Annotated in this window: 15 protein-coding genes; 1 reads left to right on the top strand and 14 read right to left on the bottom strand. The window is 72.9% G+C overall.

Annotated features, from left to right (window positions below; genetic code table 11):
* The 10 genes from IO33_RS0136990 to IO33_RS0136940 all read right to left on the bottom strand — a co-directional run.
* Positions 1–225 (bottom strand): carbamoyl-phosphate synthase domain-containing protein (locus IO33_RS0136990; protein ID WP_031173356.1); only part of this gene is annotated, 225 nt, incomplete at its 3' end.
* Positions 222–1,484: an ATP-grasp domain-containing protein gene (locus IO33_RS0136985; protein ID WP_031173354.1), complete on the bottom strand. Its 1,263-nt coding sequence runs from the start codon at positions 1,482–1,484 to the stop codon at positions 222–224. The genes IO33_RS0136985 and IO33_RS0136990, both read right to left, overlap by 4 nt.
* Positions 1,481–1,771, bottom strand: coding sequence for a hypothetical protein (locus IO33_RS0136980; protein WP_051927176.1), 291 nt, complete (start codon positions 1,769–1,771; stop codon positions 1,481–1,483). The genes IO33_RS0136985 and IO33_RS0136980 overlap by 4 nt, the downstream gene beginning before the upstream one ends.
* Positions 1,772–1,935: 164 nt before the next feature.
* The gene (locus IO33_RS0136975) at positions 1,936–3,189 is read right to left on the bottom strand and encodes an ATP-grasp domain-containing protein (protein ID WP_031173352.1); all 1,254 of its coding nucleotides are present in this window, start codon (positions 3,187–3,189) and stop codon (positions 1,936–1,938) included.
* A gap of 37 nt (positions 3,190–3,226) precedes the next feature.
* Positions 3,227–4,180, bottom strand: a complete 954-nt coding sequence (locus tag IO33_RS0136970) for a TauD/TfdA family dioxygenase (RefSeq protein ID WP_031173349.1) — start codon at positions 4,178–4,180, stop codon at positions 3,227–3,229.
* Positions 4,181–4,224: 44 nt separating this feature from the next.
* Positions 4,225–4,374 (bottom strand): hypothetical protein, encoded by a 150-nt coding sequence (locus IO33_RS51440; RefSeq protein ID WP_167349495.1) that lies wholly within the window; start codon positions 4,372–4,374, stop codon positions 4,225–4,227.
* 65 nt (positions 4,375–4,439) lie between these two features.
* Positions 4,440–6,278 carry a carbamoyltransferase family protein gene (locus IO33_RS0136960; protein ID WP_031173347.1) on the bottom strand — a complete coding sequence of 613 codons (1,839 nt, stop codon included), beginning with the start codon at positions 6,276–6,278 and terminating at the stop codon, positions 4,440–4,442.
* A gap of 60 nt (positions 6,279–6,338) precedes the next feature.
* Complete coding sequence (locus IO33_RS0136955; RefSeq protein WP_037686917.1) at positions 6,339–8,510, bottom strand: iron-containing redox enzyme family protein; 2,172 nt, start codon at positions 8,508–8,510, stop codon at positions 6,339–6,341.
* A 155-nt stretch (positions 8,511–8,665) separates the two neighbouring features.
* Positions 8,666–9,703: an SGNH/GDSL hydrolase family protein gene (locus IO33_RS0136945; RefSeq protein WP_051927174.1), complete on the bottom strand. Its 1,038-nt coding sequence runs from the start codon at positions 9,701–9,703 to the stop codon at positions 8,666–8,668.
* A gap of 56 nt (positions 9,704–9,759) precedes the next feature.
* Positions 9,760–10,536 carry an SDR family oxidoreductase gene (locus IO33_RS0136940; RefSeq protein ID WP_051927173.1) on the bottom strand — a complete coding sequence of 259 codons (777 nt, stop codon included), beginning with the start codon at positions 10,534–10,536 and terminating at the stop codon, positions 9,760–9,762.
* A gap of 196 nt (positions 10,537–10,732) precedes the next feature.
* On the opposite strand from IO33_RS0136940, the gene IO33_RS0136935 reads away from it, so the two are divergent.
* Positions 10,733–13,099, top strand: coding sequence for an ATP-binding cassette domain-containing protein (locus IO33_RS0136935; RefSeq protein WP_031173339.1), 2,367 nt, complete (start codon positions 10,733–10,735; stop codon positions 13,097–13,099).
* A 49-nt stretch (positions 13,100–13,148) separates the two neighbouring features.
* Here the strand turns inward: IO33_RS0136935 and IO33_RS0136930 are convergent, their stop codons facing one another.
* The 4 genes from IO33_RS0136930 to IO33_RS0136915 form a co-directional block, all read right to left on the bottom strand.
* Complete coding sequence (locus IO33_RS0136930; protein ID WP_031173337.1) at positions 13,149–15,395, bottom strand: phosphotransferase; 2,247 nt, start codon at positions 15,393–15,395, stop codon at positions 13,149–13,151.
* Between the two features lie 97 nt (positions 15,396–15,492).
* Positions 15,493–16,254, bottom strand: a complete 762-nt coding sequence (locus IO33_RS0136925) for an HAD family hydrolase (RefSeq protein WP_245235968.1) — start codon at positions 16,252–16,254, stop codon at positions 15,493–15,495.
* Positions 16,254–17,135, bottom strand: coding sequence for a winged helix-turn-helix domain-containing protein (locus IO33_RS0136920; RefSeq protein ID WP_209438986.1), 882 nt, complete (start codon positions 17,133–17,135; stop codon positions 16,254–16,256). Before IO33_RS0136920 ends, IO33_RS0136925 begins: the two co-directional genes overlap by 1 nt.
* Positions 17,136–17,227: 92 nt before the next feature.
* Positions 17,228–18,130 carry a winged helix-turn-helix domain-containing protein gene (locus IO33_RS0136915; protein WP_031173331.1) on the bottom strand — a complete coding sequence of 301 codons (903 nt, stop codon included), beginning with the start codon at positions 18,128–18,130 and terminating at the stop codon, positions 17,228–17,230.
* Between the last annotated feature and the right edge of the window lie 181 nt (positions 18,131–18,311).

Here is an 18,311-nt window from a genome sequence, read left to right as displayed (position 1 = left end):
CTCGTCGTCCTCGTCGTTCCAGCCCGTGTTACCGATCTGCGGGGCCGTCGCGACCACGATCTGCCGGTCGTACGACGGATCCGTCAGGGTCTCCTGGTAACCCGTCATCCCGGTGGAGAACACGGCCTCGCCGAAGGTCTCCCCCACGGCCCCGTAGGCACGGCCGCGGAAGACGCGGCCGTCCTCCAGGACGAGTACGGCGACGGTGGGGCCCGCGGCGCTCATCGGTCCAGTCCGCACGCCGGGCGGCCGCCGCCGAGGTGATCGGGCTGCGGGACGCACTCCAGGCGGAACTGGGCCGCCGTGCGCAGGACCGCCTTCTCGACCTCGCCACTGGAGTCGCCGCGGAAGCGGAAGCGGGCACCGACGTGTTCGTAGCCGCCGACGCGCGGGATGACCTGGCCGACGGCGGGGACGACCACGGCGTACGGTGCCTCGGCGGGGTCTTCCGGGGCGGGCAGTTCGTGGCTGAGCACGCGGCAGGGGGCCGGGACCGGGGAGGGCACGAGCAGCCAGCCGCCGGTGCGCCACCGCGCGGGCACGGGAACGTCGACGGTCCGGCCGAGCTGGATGTCGGCGGCGGCCCGCATCAGGTCGATGCCGTGCACCTCGCGCCAGACGAACGGGATCTCCGCGCCGCCGACCCGGTAGCCCGCCTCCAGGAAGCGGATCGCGGGCCGGCCGTCGGCCGCGGTGCCGACGAAGGCCTCCAGGTGGAAGACCCAGGGGTCGGTGCTGAGCGCGCCCGCGACCTGCGCGGTGAACCGGCCGAGCGCGCCGAGGAGTTCGGGGTCGTCGATCTCGACGGAGCCGAGCGCCTGGCCCTGGGTGAAGTCGACACAGGTGTTGACGTAGCGCGAGGCCCGCCACGGGCCCAGGCGGTCGCCCGTCCACAGGCCGTCGATGTGGACGATCTCGTCGGGGCAGTACGCCTGCACCAGGCGTGGTTCGGGCGGCAGCGCGGCCAGCTGCGGCAGGTCGGTTTCGGAGGCGAGCCGTACGACGCCCCGGCTGGCGGTGCCCCGCCGCGGCTTGACCACGACCGGCAGGCCGTGGCGGTCGGCGAAGGCGCGTACGGCCCGTTCGTCGGGGGCGTCCGCGAAGCGGGGCGTGGGGACGCCGGCGTCCGACACGATCCGGTTCATCGTCAGTTTGTCGCGGAACCGGGCGAGTTCGGCCGGGGTCTGGCCGGCGCAGCCGAGGCGCTCGCGGATCAGGGCCGCGGTGTCGAGGTCGCCCTCGTTGAGGGCGAGCAGCCGGGCCGGCGGGCCGAAGCGGGCGCGCAGCTCGGTCACCGCGCGCCAGACGGCGGCGGAGTCGTCGGTGGCGTGGACGGTCAGGACGGCCGCGGCGCCGGCGGGCACGGAGTCCCGGGCGAGCTCGGTGGTGACGTAGGTGACGTGGTGGGTGCGGTGGTCCAGGTAGTCCTCGTAGCGGGCGTGGCGGTCGCGCCAGCGGTGCAGGACGACGATGTGCCGGCTCATGCGCGCTCCGTCCCGGACACGGCCAGGTCCCGCACGCGGCCCACGGCGAAGGTGGCCGAGACCACGGCGGCGCGGGCGGAGCCGAGGGCGTCGCGGCAGGCGTCGAGGTCGGGTTCGGGCAGTCCGGCGACGATGTCGGTGGCGCAGTCGATCAGGTGGAGAGCGGCCCGGATCAGCGGCTGCTCTTCGGTGTACCGCTCCTCGACGAGCTGCCGGACGGAGTGCAGCTGGGTGACGGGGTCCGGTGCGGGGCTGCCCGTCGGGACGGTCGAAGCGATGGGGTTCACAGGCGGTTCCCTCCCAGTGGTCGGTGCGGGCCGGGTCGCGCGGGACGGCGCGGGCCGGAGGGGTGCGGGGGGCGCGCACGAGGCGGACCGGGCGGCCGGGCGCCGGCGGTTGCGGGCCCGGCCGCCCGGTCCGGGAAGCGGTGCCGGGGCGGCGGACGGTGTGCTCAGCGCGTCTCGAAGCGGATCTTCGCGTTGACGGCCTCGGCCCTGGCCACGGCGTCGTCGGCGTCCCGGCCGGAGGCGATGGCGTAGCCGGAGACGCAGTCGGCGACGGTGAGCAGCGGGGGCACCTTCTCGCCGGCGGCCTTGCCGATCACGGCGGCCACCTCGGTGTCCCGGAACTCGTCGAGGTAGGGCAGGAAGACGTACAGCACCTTGCCCGCGGGGACGTGGCGCACCTCGTCGGCGGCGTCCTCGGCGACCTCGACGGCGGTGACCGTGCCGGGCTCGGGGGTGAAGAACCGTACGGCCGCGCCGCCGATCGGCTCGGGGGAGGTGGCGGGGAGTTCGTCGATGCCGAGCGGCACGGTGAGGAACATCCGGTTCAGGTCCAGGCCGAAGGCGCGCCGGACCAGTTCGGGGGCGCCGCTGCCGGCCAGCCGGGCGTGCGACTCAAGGACCCGGGGGCCGTTCTTCGTCAGCACGAACTCGCTGTGCGAGGGGCCTTCGGTGAGGCCTACGGCGTCCAGCAGCTTCGGGGTCAGCTCGCGGAGTTCGGCGAGCCAGGGCCGGGCGTACCGGCTGGGGGTGCTGACCTCCCATTCGACGTACCGGTCGTTCATGCGGTACTCGGAGTAGCCGATGGGCAGGTGGCGGCCGTCGTAGGAGAAGGAGTCGACGCTGACCACCGGGCCGTCGAGGTACTCCTCGGCGATGACGCCGGTGATGTCCGCCGCGCGCAGGGCCTGCCAGGCGCGTTCGGCGTCCTCGGGGGTGTCGACGGGGTGGATGTGCAGGCTGGCGACGCCGTCCACCGGCTTGACGATGATCCGTTCGCCGACCTCGGCACGGAAGGCGGCTATCTCGGCGGCGCTGCCGACCATGCGGTAGCGCACCGGGCTCAGGCCGTGCTTGTCGAGGAGTTCGCGGGTCAGCGCCTTGTCCTTCAGGGCGCGGGCGGTGGCCTCGGTGACGCCGGGCAGGCCGAGCGCGTCCACGACGAAACCGGTGGACTCGGCGGCCGGTTCGGTGGTGGTGAGGACGCGGTCGAAGGGCCGCTCGTCGTGCAGCGGCTTCAGCACGTCGAGGACGGCCTGCCCGTCGGCGATGGGGGCGTGCACGATGCGCTCGCAGTGCTCGGCGATGGCCGGGTCGTAGGAGCCCTCCTCATGGACGAGGACGACGTCGATGCCGAGCTGCTTGGCGCCGGCGATCGGGGCCGGGCGGCCGCCGACGACGGCCACGCGGTAGGTGTTCATGGGGTTCCCTTCGTACGGTGGTGGAGGTGGGCCGGGCTCAGGCGGCGTAGCAGCGGCGCAGCCAGCGGGCCGTGGCGTCGGGGCGCGGGGTGAAGGCCTTGCGGCGGTGCAGCACCCGGTGGTTGTCGAAGATCATGAAGTCGCCGGTGTCCAGGACGAGTTCGGCGGCCGGGATGGCGGTCAGGGTCTCGGCCCAGCGCTCCAGTGCGGCGCGGGACCGGTCGGTGACGCCTGTGGTGTGGCCGCGGTCGTAGCGGACGCGGTGGCGGCCGGTGCCGTCGGGTTCGAGGATCGCCGCCTCGCGCAGCGGGCCGGTGGCCCCGCCGTCGTTGGAGTCGGGCGCGCCGACCTCGAACTCGGGCGTCTGCAGGATCTGCCGGGTCTCGGGATCCAGGCGCACGAGGACGTCGTCGAGGGCGGCGATCTCGGTGGGGACCTGCTCCTCGTTGCGCACCGCGTAGAACGTCAGGTACGGCGGGGTGTAGAGGCGCGGGTCGGAGCCGGGCCGGCCGAACGGCTGGTGCGGGTTGTCGGAGTGCCAGAAGAACTCCGAGTCGGCGCCCCAGGAGCTGGTGGTGCCGCAGGCCTTCGGGTTGGGCACGACGTTGCGGATGAGGTGGCCGTCGTTCTCGTAGGCGACGGCGAAGGGCGTCGCGCCGATCAGGCGGATCAGCCCCAGGTGGACGGCGTTGGTGACGGCCAGCTCGGGTTCGTCCCCGAAGCCGCTCACCGGGGTGGCCGGGAAGTCCTGTGCCGGCAGGTTGGACAGCACCAGGGCGTGCCGCGCGGCGGCGGTGAACACCTGGACGCTCTGCAGCACGTCACCGGGGAGGTGGCGGCTGAGCGCGTAGGCGCCGATGCCGGCGAGGATGGCGTCGTCGAGGTCGGAGTCCAGCCGGGTCTCCGAGACACGTTCCGATATCTCCTTGTCCAGCAGGTCCCGGACGCTGTCGTCGAGACGGTGCCGGGCGAACTGGAGCAGGCTGGTCATCGTTTGTCTCCCATCGGTCTTGGGCGCACCTGGCCGCTCGCCGTTCAGCGGGCCTGTGTCGGGGTCGGCGCGGTCCAGTAGGTGGTGGTGCGGGCGGGCCGACGGCGGGTCATGGGGTCCTTGACGACGCGGCTCACCAGGCCGACGGGCGTCACGACGAAGCAGTAGACGAGGAAGAGCAGGAAGGTGCGCATGGGCGCTCCGTTCTCCCGGCGCACCCGGGCGGGCGCCGGGGTTGGTGGGGATGGCGGGGCGGTGCTCAGTCGAGCGGGATCTCGGCACGCCAGTCGTGCTCTTCCGACCAGGCGGGCTGGGCGCTCTTCTCCAGCAGGAAGTTGCCGAGCGCGAGCATGTCGATGTTGGTGCGCATGAAGCAGGTGTAGGCGTCGTCGGGGGTGTTGACGATCGGCTCGCCGCGCACGTTGAAGGAGGTGTTGACCAGGACCGGGCAGCCGGTGCGGGCCTTGAAGGCGGTCAGCAGCCGGTGGTAGGCGGGGTTGCTGTGCTCGGTGACCGTCTGCACGCGTGCGGAGTGGTCGACGTGGGTGACGGCGGGGATGGTCGAGCGGTGCACCTTCAGCAGGTCCAGGCCGCTGGCGCCGGCGCTGTCGGCGTCGAGCCGCTGGGCCTTCGCGACCTGGGAGACCACGAGCATGTACGGGCTCTCCTGGGGCAGGTCGAAGTAGTCGGTGGCGTCGGGGGCCAGCACGGCGGGCGCGAACGGGCGGAACGACTCCCGGAACTTGATCTTGAGGTTCATGGTGGACTGCATGTCCGGGTTGCGCGGGTCGCCGATGATCGAGCGGGCGCCGAGTGCGCGCGGCCCGAACTCCATGCGGTCCTGGAACCAGCCGACGATCTTCCCCTCGGCCAGTCCCTCGGCGACCGCCTTGGCCAGCGTGTCGGGGTCGAGGCGCTGGTGCGGGATGCCGCGGGACTCCAGGTAGGCGGCGATCTCCTCGTCGTCGTAGCCGGGCCCGAGGAGCGAGCCGCTCATCGCGTCGCGTCCGGTGGCGGGGTGGTCGCGGCGCACCCCGCGCTCCATGGCGACGGCCTGGGCCGCGCCGAGCGCTCCGCCGGCGTCTCCGGCGGCCGGCTGGATCCACACCTCGTCGAAGATGCCCGCGTCGATGATCTTGCCGTTGGCGACGCAGTTGAGGGCGACGCCGCCGGCCAGGCACAGGGTCGACTCGCCGGTGCGTTCGCGGGCGGTCCGCGCCAGCCGCAGCACGACCTCCTCGGTGACGGCCTGGACCGAGGCCGCCAGGTCGAACTCGCGCTCAGTGAGCGGGCCTTCGGGGGCGCGCCGGGGTCCGCCGAAGAGCTTCTCGAAGCCCCGGCCGGTCATCACCTGGCCGCGCAGGTACTCGAAGTACCGCATGTCCAGGCGGAAGGAGCCGTCGGGCCTGATGTCGACGAGGTGCTCGCGGATGAGGTCGGCGTAGCGGGGTGTGCCGTAGGGGGCGAGGCCCATCAGCTTGTACTCGCCGGAGTCGACCTTGAAGCCGCAGAAGTAGGTGAACGCCGAGTACAGCAGGCCCAGGGAGTGCGGGAAGCGCAGTTCCGCGAGGGGGGTCAGCTCGGTGCCGCGGCCGTGCCACAGGGTGGTCGTGGCCCACTCGCCGACGCCGTCGATGCACAGGACGGCCGCGGACTCGTAGGGGCTCGGGAAGAAGGCCGAGACGGCGTGCGACTCGTGGTGGCGGCGCACGGACAGCTCCGGCACGCGGCCCAGGCCCAGCGCGGCGAGGTCGGCGCGCACCCGGTCGGCGGTGCGCAGCTTGCCGCCCGGTCCGAGCCAGGAGGGGAGGGTGTCGCGGAAGGAGGCGAAGCCGGTCGGGGCGGCGCCGAGGAAGGTGGCGAGCACCCTGCGGAACTTCAGCCGCGGGTCCTCGTAGTAGGCGACGGCGGACACGTCGTCCAGGCGTGCGCCGGCCTCTTCGAGGCAGTAGCGGACGGCCGCCGCGGGGAAGGAGGGGTCGTGCCGCCGCCTGCTGAAACGTTCCTCTTGAGCGGCCGCGACCGGCACGCCGTCGGCGATCAGCGCCGCGGCGCTGTCGTGGTAGAAGGCCGACACTCCCAGGATCAGGTCAGACACCGCTGCGTTCCTCCACGGAATTGGTGTGCGGGATGTGGTCTGTGCGATCGGGTACGGGCGTCATCCGCGCCTGCCCGCGAGCCGTCCGCGGCGGGCGGCCAGCCGGGCGCCCACACCGCTCGGCGGGTTCAGCGAGCGGTAGCCCGTCCGCACCCGCTGCCAGGTCTCCTCCCGGCCGCCGGGACCAGGGGTCTCGGGCAGGGCGGCCATCAGCGTGTCCACCGCGTCCGCGGCCCAGGCGGAGTGGCCGGTGGCGACGTTGTCGATGGTGTTGTGGATGTCGACGAAGCGCGTGCTGAACCCGTAGGCCTTCAGCGCCAGCCGGGCCCTGCGGTAGGTGCCGCCGACACCCGACAGCTCCATCGCCAGGTTCAGCCCCAGCACCTCCGGCAGGAACGTCCGCGGGAACCGGCCGACGCACAGCCAGTACACCGGCAGCTCGAACGACTCGTCCCGGAAGCCGGGCCAGCGGGCGAACTCCGCCGAGGCGGTGGGCGGCAGGTCGACGCCCATCTCCTTGAGGACGTCCCGGTAGATCAGCGGGTGGTTCAACCGGGGCTCGCCGTTGCCGAGTTCGTCCCAGTAGGTCTCGAAGAGCGAGTGCCCGATCTCCGAGGACGCCTGCTCGTAGTCGGTGAAGCCCTGCAGCCAGCTGCCGTCGATCAGGGTCAGCGGCGCCGTCTGCACGGTGTCGTCGACGACCGCCTCCCGCGAGGGCAGCGGTACGTCCGCGTTCTCCTCGAACTCCGCGCCGTGCCGGTCGTGCCGCTCCTGCAGCCAGGGCCGCAGCCCCTCGCGCCCCCAGCGCACCGGCAGCGGCATGGTCCGCTCGTCCATCCCGTGCCGCGAGCGGGCCAGCCACCCCGCGACATACCGCTTCGCCCAGACCCGCAGCTCCGGGCTGTCGGTACGCCGCATCAGCAGGTGATAGGCCTCCCGCACGGAGGAGGGCACACGCCCCGGACCCCGATGCCCGGCCCGCAGGGCGGCGGCCACGGCGGCGGGAGCGGGTGCGGCGGCCGGGGCGGACTCCGCGGCTGCGGCGGCGGGGGCGGGCTCCGCGGTGGGGACCGTCGTGCCGTCGGAGGGTGTCGGGAGGGAGTCGATCCAGCGGCGGATGACGTTCAGGTCCTCCGGGGAGAACACCCGGAACATCGGGCCGCGTTCGCCGACCAGGCCCCGGACCAGTGAGCTGGCCGACGCCCGCCCGGGCTTGACGAGCTTGCTGCGGGACAGGGCGTCCAGCAGGGGGTACGCGTCCGTGCGGCACTCGGCGAGCCAGCGGGCCAGCGGCTTGCCCTCCAGCTGGAACTGGTGGTGGTACACGGACCCTTCGCGGGCGCGCAGCCGCATCAGCTCCGCCATGTCGAACGCCGGGTCCCCGGCCGCGACCAGCTCCGCGTACAGGCCGCCCGACCACGCGCGCAGCGCCCCCAGCGTCCAGGCGAAGCCCCGCCGCACCGCGTCGGCGGCCCGGTCGCCGTCCTCGGCGACCAGCTCCTCGACCAGGGCCCGGCACTGCCGGTCCGGCCGCTCCGCGTCCGCCTCCCGCGGCACCGAGGGGTCCACGGCGTCCCAGTCGGTCTCGGCCGGCCGGGCCTGTCTGACCATCGCCAGGGCGGGCAGCAGTCCGACCGCGCGCAGGCACAGATCGGCGCCGAGCAGCTCGCCACGGAAGTCGTCCGGCCGCCTGCTCATCGCCAGCAGCAGGCCCGGCAGCCGGAACGCCGACTCGGGGATGCGCTGGTCACCGGTGAGCCGCGCGGCCGGTACCGCGTGCTCGGCCAGCCGCAGCCGGCGCAGCAGCTCCAGGAAGGCGCTGCCCCGGGAGGCGTGCGGGTGTCCGGCGCCCACGTCGGAGGCGTACAGGGCGAGTATCCGCAGCACCACCGGGACCTCGAAGGTGCCGGGCGCGCTCAGCCACTGCAGCCAGGCGCCGGAGACCAGCGAGAGCGGGGCACAGCCGAGCACGGCACGGCGTACCAGCACCTCCTCGTGCCCGGCGGGCCGGCCCTCCCGGTGGCCGGCGTCCAGCAGGCCCGTGAACCGCTTGCCCTCCTCGGCCGACCAGTCGGCGGCCTGCCGGACGAGGTCGTCGAGCGGGCCGTCGGCGCCGGCCGCCCGGCGCAGCTCGGCGCGGACCTCCTCCACGAATCCGCCGTCCGGCACCGAGGCCTCGGGGTCGGCGGCGTAGGCGTACACGACCCGGGCGGGGCCGCCGTCGTCGTACATCCTCATCCTTTCGCGGGCTCAGAACATGGGGTAGATGGACGCGTCGTTCTTACGGCTTGCGCGCTTCTTGCGCCGGAACAGCAGGTCCGTGATTTTGCGCAGCAAAGACATGCGTGATCGCCTTTTCTCGAAGGGAGAACTCCGGAAAATCCAGGTCAGGAAAGGCCGAGTGTTTCGGCGAGAATGCGGGCCACGAGGTCGTAGCCGTGATCGGTGTAGTGCGCCCGGTCCACGAAGATCCAGTCCTGCTCGGTGACCGCCTCGGCGACGACCGGATTGAGGTCGACGTAACGGATGCCGAGCTTCTCGCAGCCGGCTTCGAGTTTGCCGGAGAAGGCGCGGGCGACCTCCTTGCGGGAGATGTCGCCGTAGAGGGCCTCCCAGGTGCCCAGCTTGGAGATGCGGTCGATCTCGTCGAAGAGCAGCCGCTCCTGCGGCGCGTGCCGGTCGCGCATCCACAGCGCCATCGGCTGCAGCACGTACGTCAGCCTGGCCGCCGGGCCGGCCAGCCGCCGCCAGCTGTCCAGGTGGCGCAGGGTCAGCTCGGCGGCGGCGTCGATGACCGCGGGGATGTCGCGGCGGACGTCGTCGTGCGTGGAGATGGTGCGGCGGCGCTCGGGGCGGCGGCCCAGCAGCTTGGTGCCGGAGGCCTTGCGGTTGCTCTCGCGCAGCTCTTCCATCTTGTCGAAGTACTCGCCGCAGAACCAGAACGCGCCGTGGTCGCCCTGCTGCCACTCGGGCAGCCGGCCGACGGTGAGGTCGTTGAGCCCCGAGAAGACGACGATCTCCTCGATCTCCGGCAGCAGATGGCGGTACAGCGTGAACAGCAGCAGTTCCTGCGTGGAGTTGTAGCAGCGGCCCCCGAAGTTGAGCCACGGCGCCGACGGGGCGTGCTTGCGCCACAGCTGCGAGGCGAGGGTGGTGGCGTCGCTGGTGGCGCCGATGCCGAGCACGGTGGAGCTGCCGGAGATCAGCCGCACCGGTCCGGCGGGCATCCGGCCGGCCGCGGAGGCCGTCTCGCCGTCCGGGCCGTGCGAGAGCCGGAAGCCGGCCCGGTCGGTGTTGATGACGGGGGACCGGTAGCCGGCCCGGTGGAAGTACATGAGGTAGGGCAGATAGCGGGCCTCGCCGCGGTCGTCGAACCGCGTGTACTCCTGCATCTGCGGGGTCAGTTCGTCACGGTGGAGCTTCACGTCGGGCGCACTCCTCGGCTCGTGCGGTCGGGGGCGGTGGACGGGACGGCAGGGGTTCAGGTGCGCAGCAGGGGGCCGCGGTGCAGCTTGTGCTGGGCCGCCTGGGCCAGGGGGCGGACGACGAGACGGTCGACGTTGACGTGCTGGGGCAGCCCGACCGCCAGCGCCACGCACTCGGCGACGTCGTCGGCGCCGAGGGGGCGGTCGACGCCGTCGTAGACGGCCGCGGCCCGTTCGGCGTCGCCGCGCATGCGGTTGAGGGCGAACTCCTCGGTCCTGACCATCCCGGGCGCCACCTCGATCACCCGGACCGGCTCGCCGCACAGCTCCAGGCGCAGGGTCTCGGTGAGGGCGCGCTCGGCGTACTTGGCCGCGCAGTAGCCGCCACCGCCCTCGTAGGCCGCGAAGGCCGCGGTGGAGGTCACGGTGACGACGGTGCCGCCCTGCCCGGCGCGCAGCAGCGGCAGCAGGGCCTGGGTGACGCGCAGGCTGCCCAGCACGTTCACGGCGTACATCCGCTCCCAGTCGGCCGGGTCCGCCTCGGCCACGGGCTCCGCGCCCAGGGCGCCGCCCGCGTTGTTCACCAGCACGTCGCAGGAGTCGAGCGTGGCGGCCATGCGCCGTACGGCCGTGTCGTCGGTGACGTCCAGCGCGTACGGCCGTACGCCGGTCTCCTCGGCCAGCTGCCGCAGCCGGTCCGCGCGCCGTGCGACGGCCACCACCTCGAAACCGTCCTTCGCCAGCCGGCGCGCGGTCGCCGCGCCTATTCCGCTGCTCGCCCCGGTCACCACGGCCTTTCCGGCCACCGATGCCACCGCCTTCCCGTCGTACATAATGGGGAATTCACGAGCGAATTCCGCTCGTGCTTTTTCTTGACGAGGGAGAGCTTTCCCGACCGGGGAGACTGATTGAACCGTGCACGTTGTTCGGCAATCCGCAATGCGGGAACCCGCAGGGCGGACAAAACGGGCATGCGTCGGTCAGGATTCGAGAAGCGCCGGACGGTACGCCCCCGCTAGCGTGGCCGCCATGGACCTCACCGCACCGCACGCCGCCGACAGCCATGACCTGATCCGGGTGCACGGCGCCCGCGAGAACAACCTCAAGGACGTCAGCGTCGAGCTCCCCAAGCGCCGGCTGACGGTGTTCACCGGGGTGTCCGGTTCGGGCAAGAGCTCGCTGGTGTTCGACACGATCGCCGCCGAGTCACAGCGGCTGATCAACGAGACCTACAGCGCCTTCGTGCAGGGCTTCATGCCGACGCTGGCCCGGCCCGAGGTCGACGTGCTCGACGGGATCACCACCGCGATCATCGTGGACCAGCAGCGGATGGGCGCCGACCCCCGCTCCACCGTCGGCACCGCCACGGACGCCAACGCCATGCTGCGCATCCTGTTCAGCCGGCTCGGCAGGCCGCACATCGGCTCGCCCAAGGCGTTCTCGTTCAACGTGGCCTCGGTCAGCGGCGCCGGCGCGGTCACCGTGGAGCGCGGCGGGCAGCAGGTGAAGGAGCGGCGCAGCTTCAGCATCACCGGCGGCATGTGCCCGCGCTGCGAGGGCCGGGGCTCGGTCTCCGACCTGGACCTCACCCAGCTCTACGACGACTCGCTGTCCCTGAACGAGGGCGCGCTGACCGTGCCCGGCTACAAGACGGGCGGCTGGAACCACCGCCTCTACACCGAGTCCGGCCTGTACGACGCGGACAAGCCGATCCGCGAGTTCACCAAGCGGGAGCTGCAGGACTTCCTGTACCGCGAGCCGGTCCGGATGAAGATCGCCGGCATCAACATGACCTACGAGGGTCTGGTGCCGCGCATCCAGAAGTCGATGCTGGCCAAGGACCGGGAGGGCATGCAGCCGCACATCCGGGCGTTCGTGGACCGTGCGGTCACCTTCGCCACCTGCCCGGAGTGCGAGGGCACCCGGCTCACCGAGGCGGCCCGCTCCTCGAAGATCGAGGGCGTCAGCATCGCCGACGCGTGCGCGATGCAGATCAGCGACCTGGCCGAGTGGGTGCGGTCGCTGGCGGAGCCGTCGGTGGCGCCGCTGCTCGACTCGCTGCGGCACACCCTCGACTCGTTCGTGGAGATCGGCCTCGGCTATCTCTCGCTCGACCGGCCGGCGGGCACCCTGTCGGGCGGCGAGGCCCAGCGCGTGAAGATGATCCGCCACCTCGGCTCCTCGCTGACCGACGTGACGTACGTCTTCGACGAACCGACCATCGGCCTGCACCCGCACGACATCCAGCGGATGAACGGGCTGCTGCTGCGGCTGCGCGACAAGGGCAACACCGTGCTGGTCGTGGAGCACAAGCCGGAGGCCATCGCGATCGCCGACCACGTCGTCGACCTCGGTCCCGGCGCCGGTACGGCGGGCGGCACCGTGTGCTTCGAGGGCACCGTCGAGGACCTGCGGGCCAGCGGCACGCTCACCGGACGCCACCTGGACGACCGGGCCGCCGTCAAGGACGCGGTGCGCAAGCCGACCGGCGCCCTGGAGATCAGGGGCGCGACGACGCACAACCTGTGCGACGTCGACGTCGACATCCCGCTGGGCGTGCTGTGTGTGGTCACCGGTGTCGCGGGCTCCGGCAAGAGCTCGCTGGTGCACGGGTCGATCCCGGCCCGGGAGGGCGTGGTGTCGATCGACCAGACGCCCATCCGTGGTTCGCGCCGCAGCAACCCGGCGACGTACACCGGGCTGCTGGAGCCGGTCCGCAAGGCGTTCGCCAAGGCCAACGGCGTGAAGCCGGCGCTGTTCAGCGCCAACTCCGAGGGCGCCTGCCCGACCTGCAACGGCGCCGGTGTCGTCTACACCGATCTGGCGATGATGGCCGGTGTCGCCACGACCTGCGAGGAGTGCGAGGGCAAGCGGTTCCAGGCCTCGGTGCTGGAGTACACCTTCGGGGGGCGGGACATCGCCGAGGTGCTGGCGATGCCGGTGGCCGAGGCGGAGGAGTTCTTCGGCGCGGGCGAGGCGCACATCCCGGCGGCGCACAAGATCCTCGACCGCATGGCCGACGTCGGCCTCGGCTACCTCACCCTGGGTCAGCCCCTCACCACCCTCTCCGGCGGCGAACGCCAGCGCCTGAAGCTGGCCACCCACATGGCCGACAAGGGCGGCGTCTACGTGCTGGACGAGCCGACGACGGGTCTCCACCTGGCGGACGTCGAGCAGTTGCTGTCCCTCCTGGACCGCCTGGTGGACTCCGGCAAGTCGGTCATCGTGGTCGAACACCACCAGGCGGTCATGGCCCACGCCGACTGGATCATCGACCTCGGCCCCGGCGCCGGCCACGACGGCGGCCGCGTCGTCTTCGAGGGCACCCCGGCGGAACTGGTCGCGGCGCGGGCCACGGTGACGGGGCAGCACCTGGCGGCGTACGTCGGCCGCTGAGGCGCCGCTTCCAGCGCTCGCGCGGGCCCGTCCCACCCATGGGGCGAGGCTACGCAGCGCCGCCCGGGCGGGTGGGCCAGGCCAGGGTGCGGGGGAGCGCCGGGGCGGTGCGGCGCCGGGACGACAGCCCCAGGGAGGCCGTGGCCGCCGCCAGGGTCATCGCGTACGACTCCACGGCGCGGCGGACGTTGGGGGCGTCCAGGCTCGTCCCGGTGACCAGCCGGTCGAGGTCGACGTAGGCGGAGCGGACGATCTCGATCCACCGGTAGACCCGCCAGTCCTGCTGCCAGTCGCGGGTGAACCGGGCGGGCAGCCGGCTCTCCCAGCGCCGGAACATGCGGTCGCGGATCTCCGGCCGGGTCGGGGTGAGGTGCATGTGCCGGACCAGCTCGTACAGCGGATCGCCGACCAGGGCCAGCTCCCAGTCGATGAGGGTCAGCGCCAGATCGTCGTCGCGGCGCACCAGGTTCCAGGGGTTGAGGTCGCCGTGCAGCAGGGCGGGGTCGCGGTCGGTGACCTGGTGCCGGGCGAGGATCTCGCGCAGCCGGGGCGCGTCCGGCAGGCCGAGGAAGCGGGCCAGCCGCTGGGACTGGCGGGGCAGAGCGGCCACCAGCGCGACCAGCTGCTCGCTGAGCCAGCCGTGGAAGCCGGGACGGCCGGCCACCGGGTCGACCGTGGTGTAGTCGATCTCGGCCAGCGCGGCCAGCTGGTCGACCAGGCGGTCCGCCTCGTGCGGGCGCAGCCCGTGCACCGGGTGCTCGGGTCTGCGGCCGAGGTCGCGGCCGGCCTCGTAGGTGTGGACGGCGAACCGGTCCGCGCCGTAGCGGTGGCCGGGATCGGTGGCGTGGCTCTCGCCGAGCGCCAGCACCCGGGGTGCGGCCACCGGCGCCCCGGAGCGCTCGATGGCCGCGAGCACCGCGTGCTCGCTGAGGAAGCTGCGCTCGCGCCGCAGGACCACGGTCGCCTCGCGGCGGACGACGACGGGGAAGGGCGCGCCGGGGACCTGGATCACCGTGCTGAGGTGCGCGGCGCCCTTGAACACCCGCTCGGCCGGTGCGGCGCCCTCCAGGAACAGCGCGTCGGCGACCGCGGAGTGCGAGAACGCCGGGTGCTCGGGCACCCGCCGGTCCGGCAGCCAGGCGATGCCCCGGCGGGCGCGGCCCACCGCGCCGGGCCGCCGGGCGCCGGCCGAGACGCCCCGCCGGAACAGGATCCGCTCGATCTCCTCCCGCTCCGGCACCCGGCCCAGCCGCAGCGGCTCGGCGGCGCGGCCCAGGGCCGCGTGGACGGCGGCGGTCGCCTCGTCCAGGTGCTCCTGACCGAAGGCGTCCTCCAGGGAGCGCGCGGCGCGGATCACGGCCGCGTACAGCGACTGCGCGTGCTCGAAGGCGACGTAGTGGCGCAGGTCCTTGTGCAGTCCGGCGACCGCGGCGGGCCGCACCCGGCGTACGGCGCCCTCCCAGGCCCCGGTGACCTCGGGCCACTGGTGGTCGGGGTAGCGCGTCCGCACGAGGTGGACGGCGAGGTCGTGCAAGGGGTCGCCGTAGCCGGCCAGTTCCCAGCCCAGGCAGTGCAGCGGTCGGGCACCGGCGGCCGGCACCACCACACTGCCGCGGTGCAGATCGCCGTGGAGCAGGCCGTACGGCCGCCGGGTCATCGACGGCACCCGCTCGGCGAACCGGGGCAGGGCGTCCTCGGGCACGCCGAGGGCCGTGAACAGGCCGCCGTACCGCCGCCAGTTGGGCCGGCGGACCTGCCGCTCGGCCTGGTGGGCGAGGGTGCGCAGAAAGCCCTGGGAATCGGTGTGGTTGCCCGGCCAGGACGGCGGCAGCGGCGGCAGGGCCGCGACGCGCACCTGCACGATGGCGGCCAGCAGTTCCGCCAGCTCCGTCAGCAGCGGCCCGTCGACCGGTTCGCCGGGGCCGCTCAGCTCGGCCAGCGGGGTGCCCTCGACATGGCTGTGGAGGGCGAAGCCGTCCCCCTCCAGCAGGCACTCCGGCACGTTCGGCAGCACGGCCCGCACCGCCCGCAGGATCTCCGGCTCGCCGGCCCAGGTCCGGATCACCACCGGCGGTACGTCGGGCCTCGGCACCCGCACGGTCACCGGGGTGCCCGGCTCCCGGCCGAGCAACCGGGCCAGCGGCTCGGTCAGCGGCAGCACGTGGTCGTCGTGGTGGAAGCCGGTGCCCCTCGGCCGGGTGGCGAGCGCGCGGGCCACGAAGGCCCGGACGACGTCCGTCCGAACTCTGCCGGCGTGTCCCTGGGCCGCGGCACGGGGAACAGGCGGTGCGCCCACTGGCCGCTCCGGGGTCGATCGCGCGGAGAGGAGGGCTGGCCGTTCCTCCCGCGCGGTTACGCACGCGCCCGAGCGGTGACTCGGACGTGTCGGCATGCTAGCCGACCGGGCGGCTGCTCCGGAGCAATCGCAGCAGAGGCTGGAGCGACCGTACGACCCGCTGGGCGCCCGCGGCGCGCAGCACCGCCTCCTTCGCCTCGTTACGCGCGTAGCCGAGGAACGGAACGCCCGCGGCGCGGGCCGCGGCGAGGTCCGAGGGGGCGTCACCGATCATCAGGGCGGCCGAGGGCGCGGCGCCCATCGCGTTCAGGGCCCGGTTGAGGCACTGCGGGTGCGGTTTGAGGTGGTGCAGCTGATCGGTGCGGCCGTACAGATGCGGGCTGAAGCAGCCGGTGAGGCCGCGGGTCTCCAGGTAGGTGCGGGCCGCGCGGGGCGAGTTGTTGGTGGTGACGGCCAGCCGGGCGCCGACGGCCGTCCAGGTGCGGATCAGCGGGTCGGCGTAGGCGGTGGGCAGCGCGGAGGCGGCGGCCCGCAGCTCCTCCTGGGTGAGCCGCTCCTCCAGCCCGGCGACCAGGTCGCTGCCCGGGCGTCTGCGGCCCACCGCGCGCAGTACGACCTGCGGGTCCAGGGTGTCCCGTTCGGTGTCGGTGAGCAGACCGTGGAGGCCCTGCCGGGCCAGCCACTCCACCAGGTCCGCGGCCACCCGTTCCGCCTTGTGCCCGGCGAAGAGACGGCAGATCGGCCCGTCGAAGTCCCACAGCACGAACCGGGCCGGTGTGATCAGTTCCCGAAGCTTCTCGATCTCATTGGCACCAGAGGTCGCACCAGACGTCGCATCAGAAGTCGCATCAGAAGTCACTAGGAGAGTGTCAGGTCCGTCGTGATGGTTTCCCAGAGGGCGTCGAACCACTTCTGTGATTGCTCCACGAACGCCGCGTCCCGCTGACCGGCCCGCTGTTCGAAGGAGAACAGCAGCGACTCGGAGCCGACGGCGTCGTACATCTTGAGCGTCCCGCTGTCCGTCGGCTCCTCGCGGCGCTCGATCTTGTAGTACGCGAACAGCGCCTCCGCCCCGTTGAGCAGGTACAGCTTGACCGGAGGGGTGAACGGCAGGGCCCGGAAGGTGACGTGGACGTCGATGTCGTGGGTTCCGCGCAGCGCCTGGAGGTTGTACTGGAGCACCTGGCCCTGGGCGTTGCGCATCGCCAGCCAGCGCTGGTGGACGGCCTCGTCCTCCTCGCTCCCGGCGTCGACCGAGACCGGGAAGGCGAGGTTGATGTCGCGGGACGGCAGCAGGACGCGGGCGTCGATCCGCTCGGGGCGCAGCCGGCCCTCGTGGACCAGGCGCAGCGGCTCACCGAGCGCCGGGATCAGGCTCTGCGCGGTCAGGCAGACGGCGTCGATGCGCACGTGCGGTGCGGAGAACGCCTCGGTCAGCCGGGGCGCGAGCGCCACCATCGTCGGCTGGGGCTCCTCCCGTCCGGGCTGCGGCTCGGCGACCCGGGGCGGGCTGCCCTTGGTGACGCCGCTGAGCAGCCCGTCCTCGTGCAGCAGCCGCAGCGCCTGGCGTACGGCACCCCGCTCGACCCCGAACTCCCCGGCCAGCTCGGCCTGGGTCGGCAGCCGCTGGCCAGGGCGCAGCACGCCGGTGCGGATGCGCTCGCGCAGGGTGCCGGCGATCTCCTGAGGCGTGCGTCTTCCGCTGCCGTTCACTGCCACATGCTCCTGGGTCACGACCAAACGCTACAACTCTGATCCATCTACGGGGAGTTGGCTGCCAACGATTGCGAGTTGGCGAAGCCGTGCGGCATACGGGAATCCGGCGCCAGGCCCTAGGGACTGAGCAGCAGGTCCGAACTGATCGTCTCCCACAGCGCCTCGAACCACAGCCGCGACTCCTCCACGAACGCGGCGTCCCGCCGCCCGGCCCGCTGCTCGAACGCGAACAGCATCGAGCGCGTGCCGTCGGCGTCGTACAGCTCCAGGTGCGCCTGCTCGATCTCCCGCTCGCGGCGCTTGAGCGTGTAGTACGCGAACAGCGCCTCCGAGCCGTTGAGCAGGTACAGCTTGACCGGCGGGGTGAACGGCAGGGCCCGGAAGGAGACCCGCACGTCGACGCCGTGCGTGGCGTACAGGGCCAGCAGGTTCTGCCGCAGCACCTGGCCCTGGGCGTTGCGCTGGGCCAGCCAGCGGCGGTGCAGCAGCCCTCCGTCGTCGGCGGACACCGGCGCCGGGAAGGCGAGGTCGATGTCCCGGCTGGGCAGCAGCACCCGGACGTCGATCTTGGCCGGTTTCCGCCGCCCCGCGTGGATCTGCCGGAGCGGCTCGCCGATGGCCAGCGTGAGCGAGACCGCGGTCAGGCACAGCGCGTCGATGCGCACGTGCGGGGCGGCGAAGGCGTCCGCGATGCGGGGGGCGAGGCCGGCCATGGTGGGCTGCGGCGGCGCCGGGCCGACCGGCGAGGACACCGGCCCCGGCACCGCCGCCACCGTGGCCGGGCTGCCCTTGGAAACGTTGGTCAGCAGCCGCTCCGACTGCAGGATGCGCAACGCCTGCCGCACCGCACCCCGTTCGACCCCGAACTCGTCGGCCAGCTCGGCCTGTGTGGGCATGCGCTGCCCCGCCCGCAGCACACCGGACCTGATCCGGGTGCGCAGTTCGTCGGCGATGTCGCGGGACGCGTGAGGCCGGTGTGACCTCGTCCGTCCACTGACGGAGGCGTGCTCCGGGTCCACGGAAAAACACTACAACTTCCCGCCAAGTTACGGCAGTTCAGCGACAGCTGGTTATGAGCCGCCACCCGACGGAGATAAGTACTGTGAGTTGGCTGCCAACTCGCACGACATGGTCAAGCTTCCCAGTGGTTGGCCGACCGGGCTCCCTTCCGGAGGGGAGCCGGGAGCCCGGACAGGGGAC

The sequence above is a fragment of the Streptomyces durhamensis genome (assembly GCF_000725475.1).
Classification (GTDB): Bacteria; Actinomycetota; Actinomycetes; order Streptomycetales; family Streptomycetaceae; genus Streptomyces; species Streptomyces filipinensis.
The sequence above is the reverse complement of the archived record's forward strand: the minus strand, read 5'-3'. Positions and strand labels throughout refer to the sequence as shown.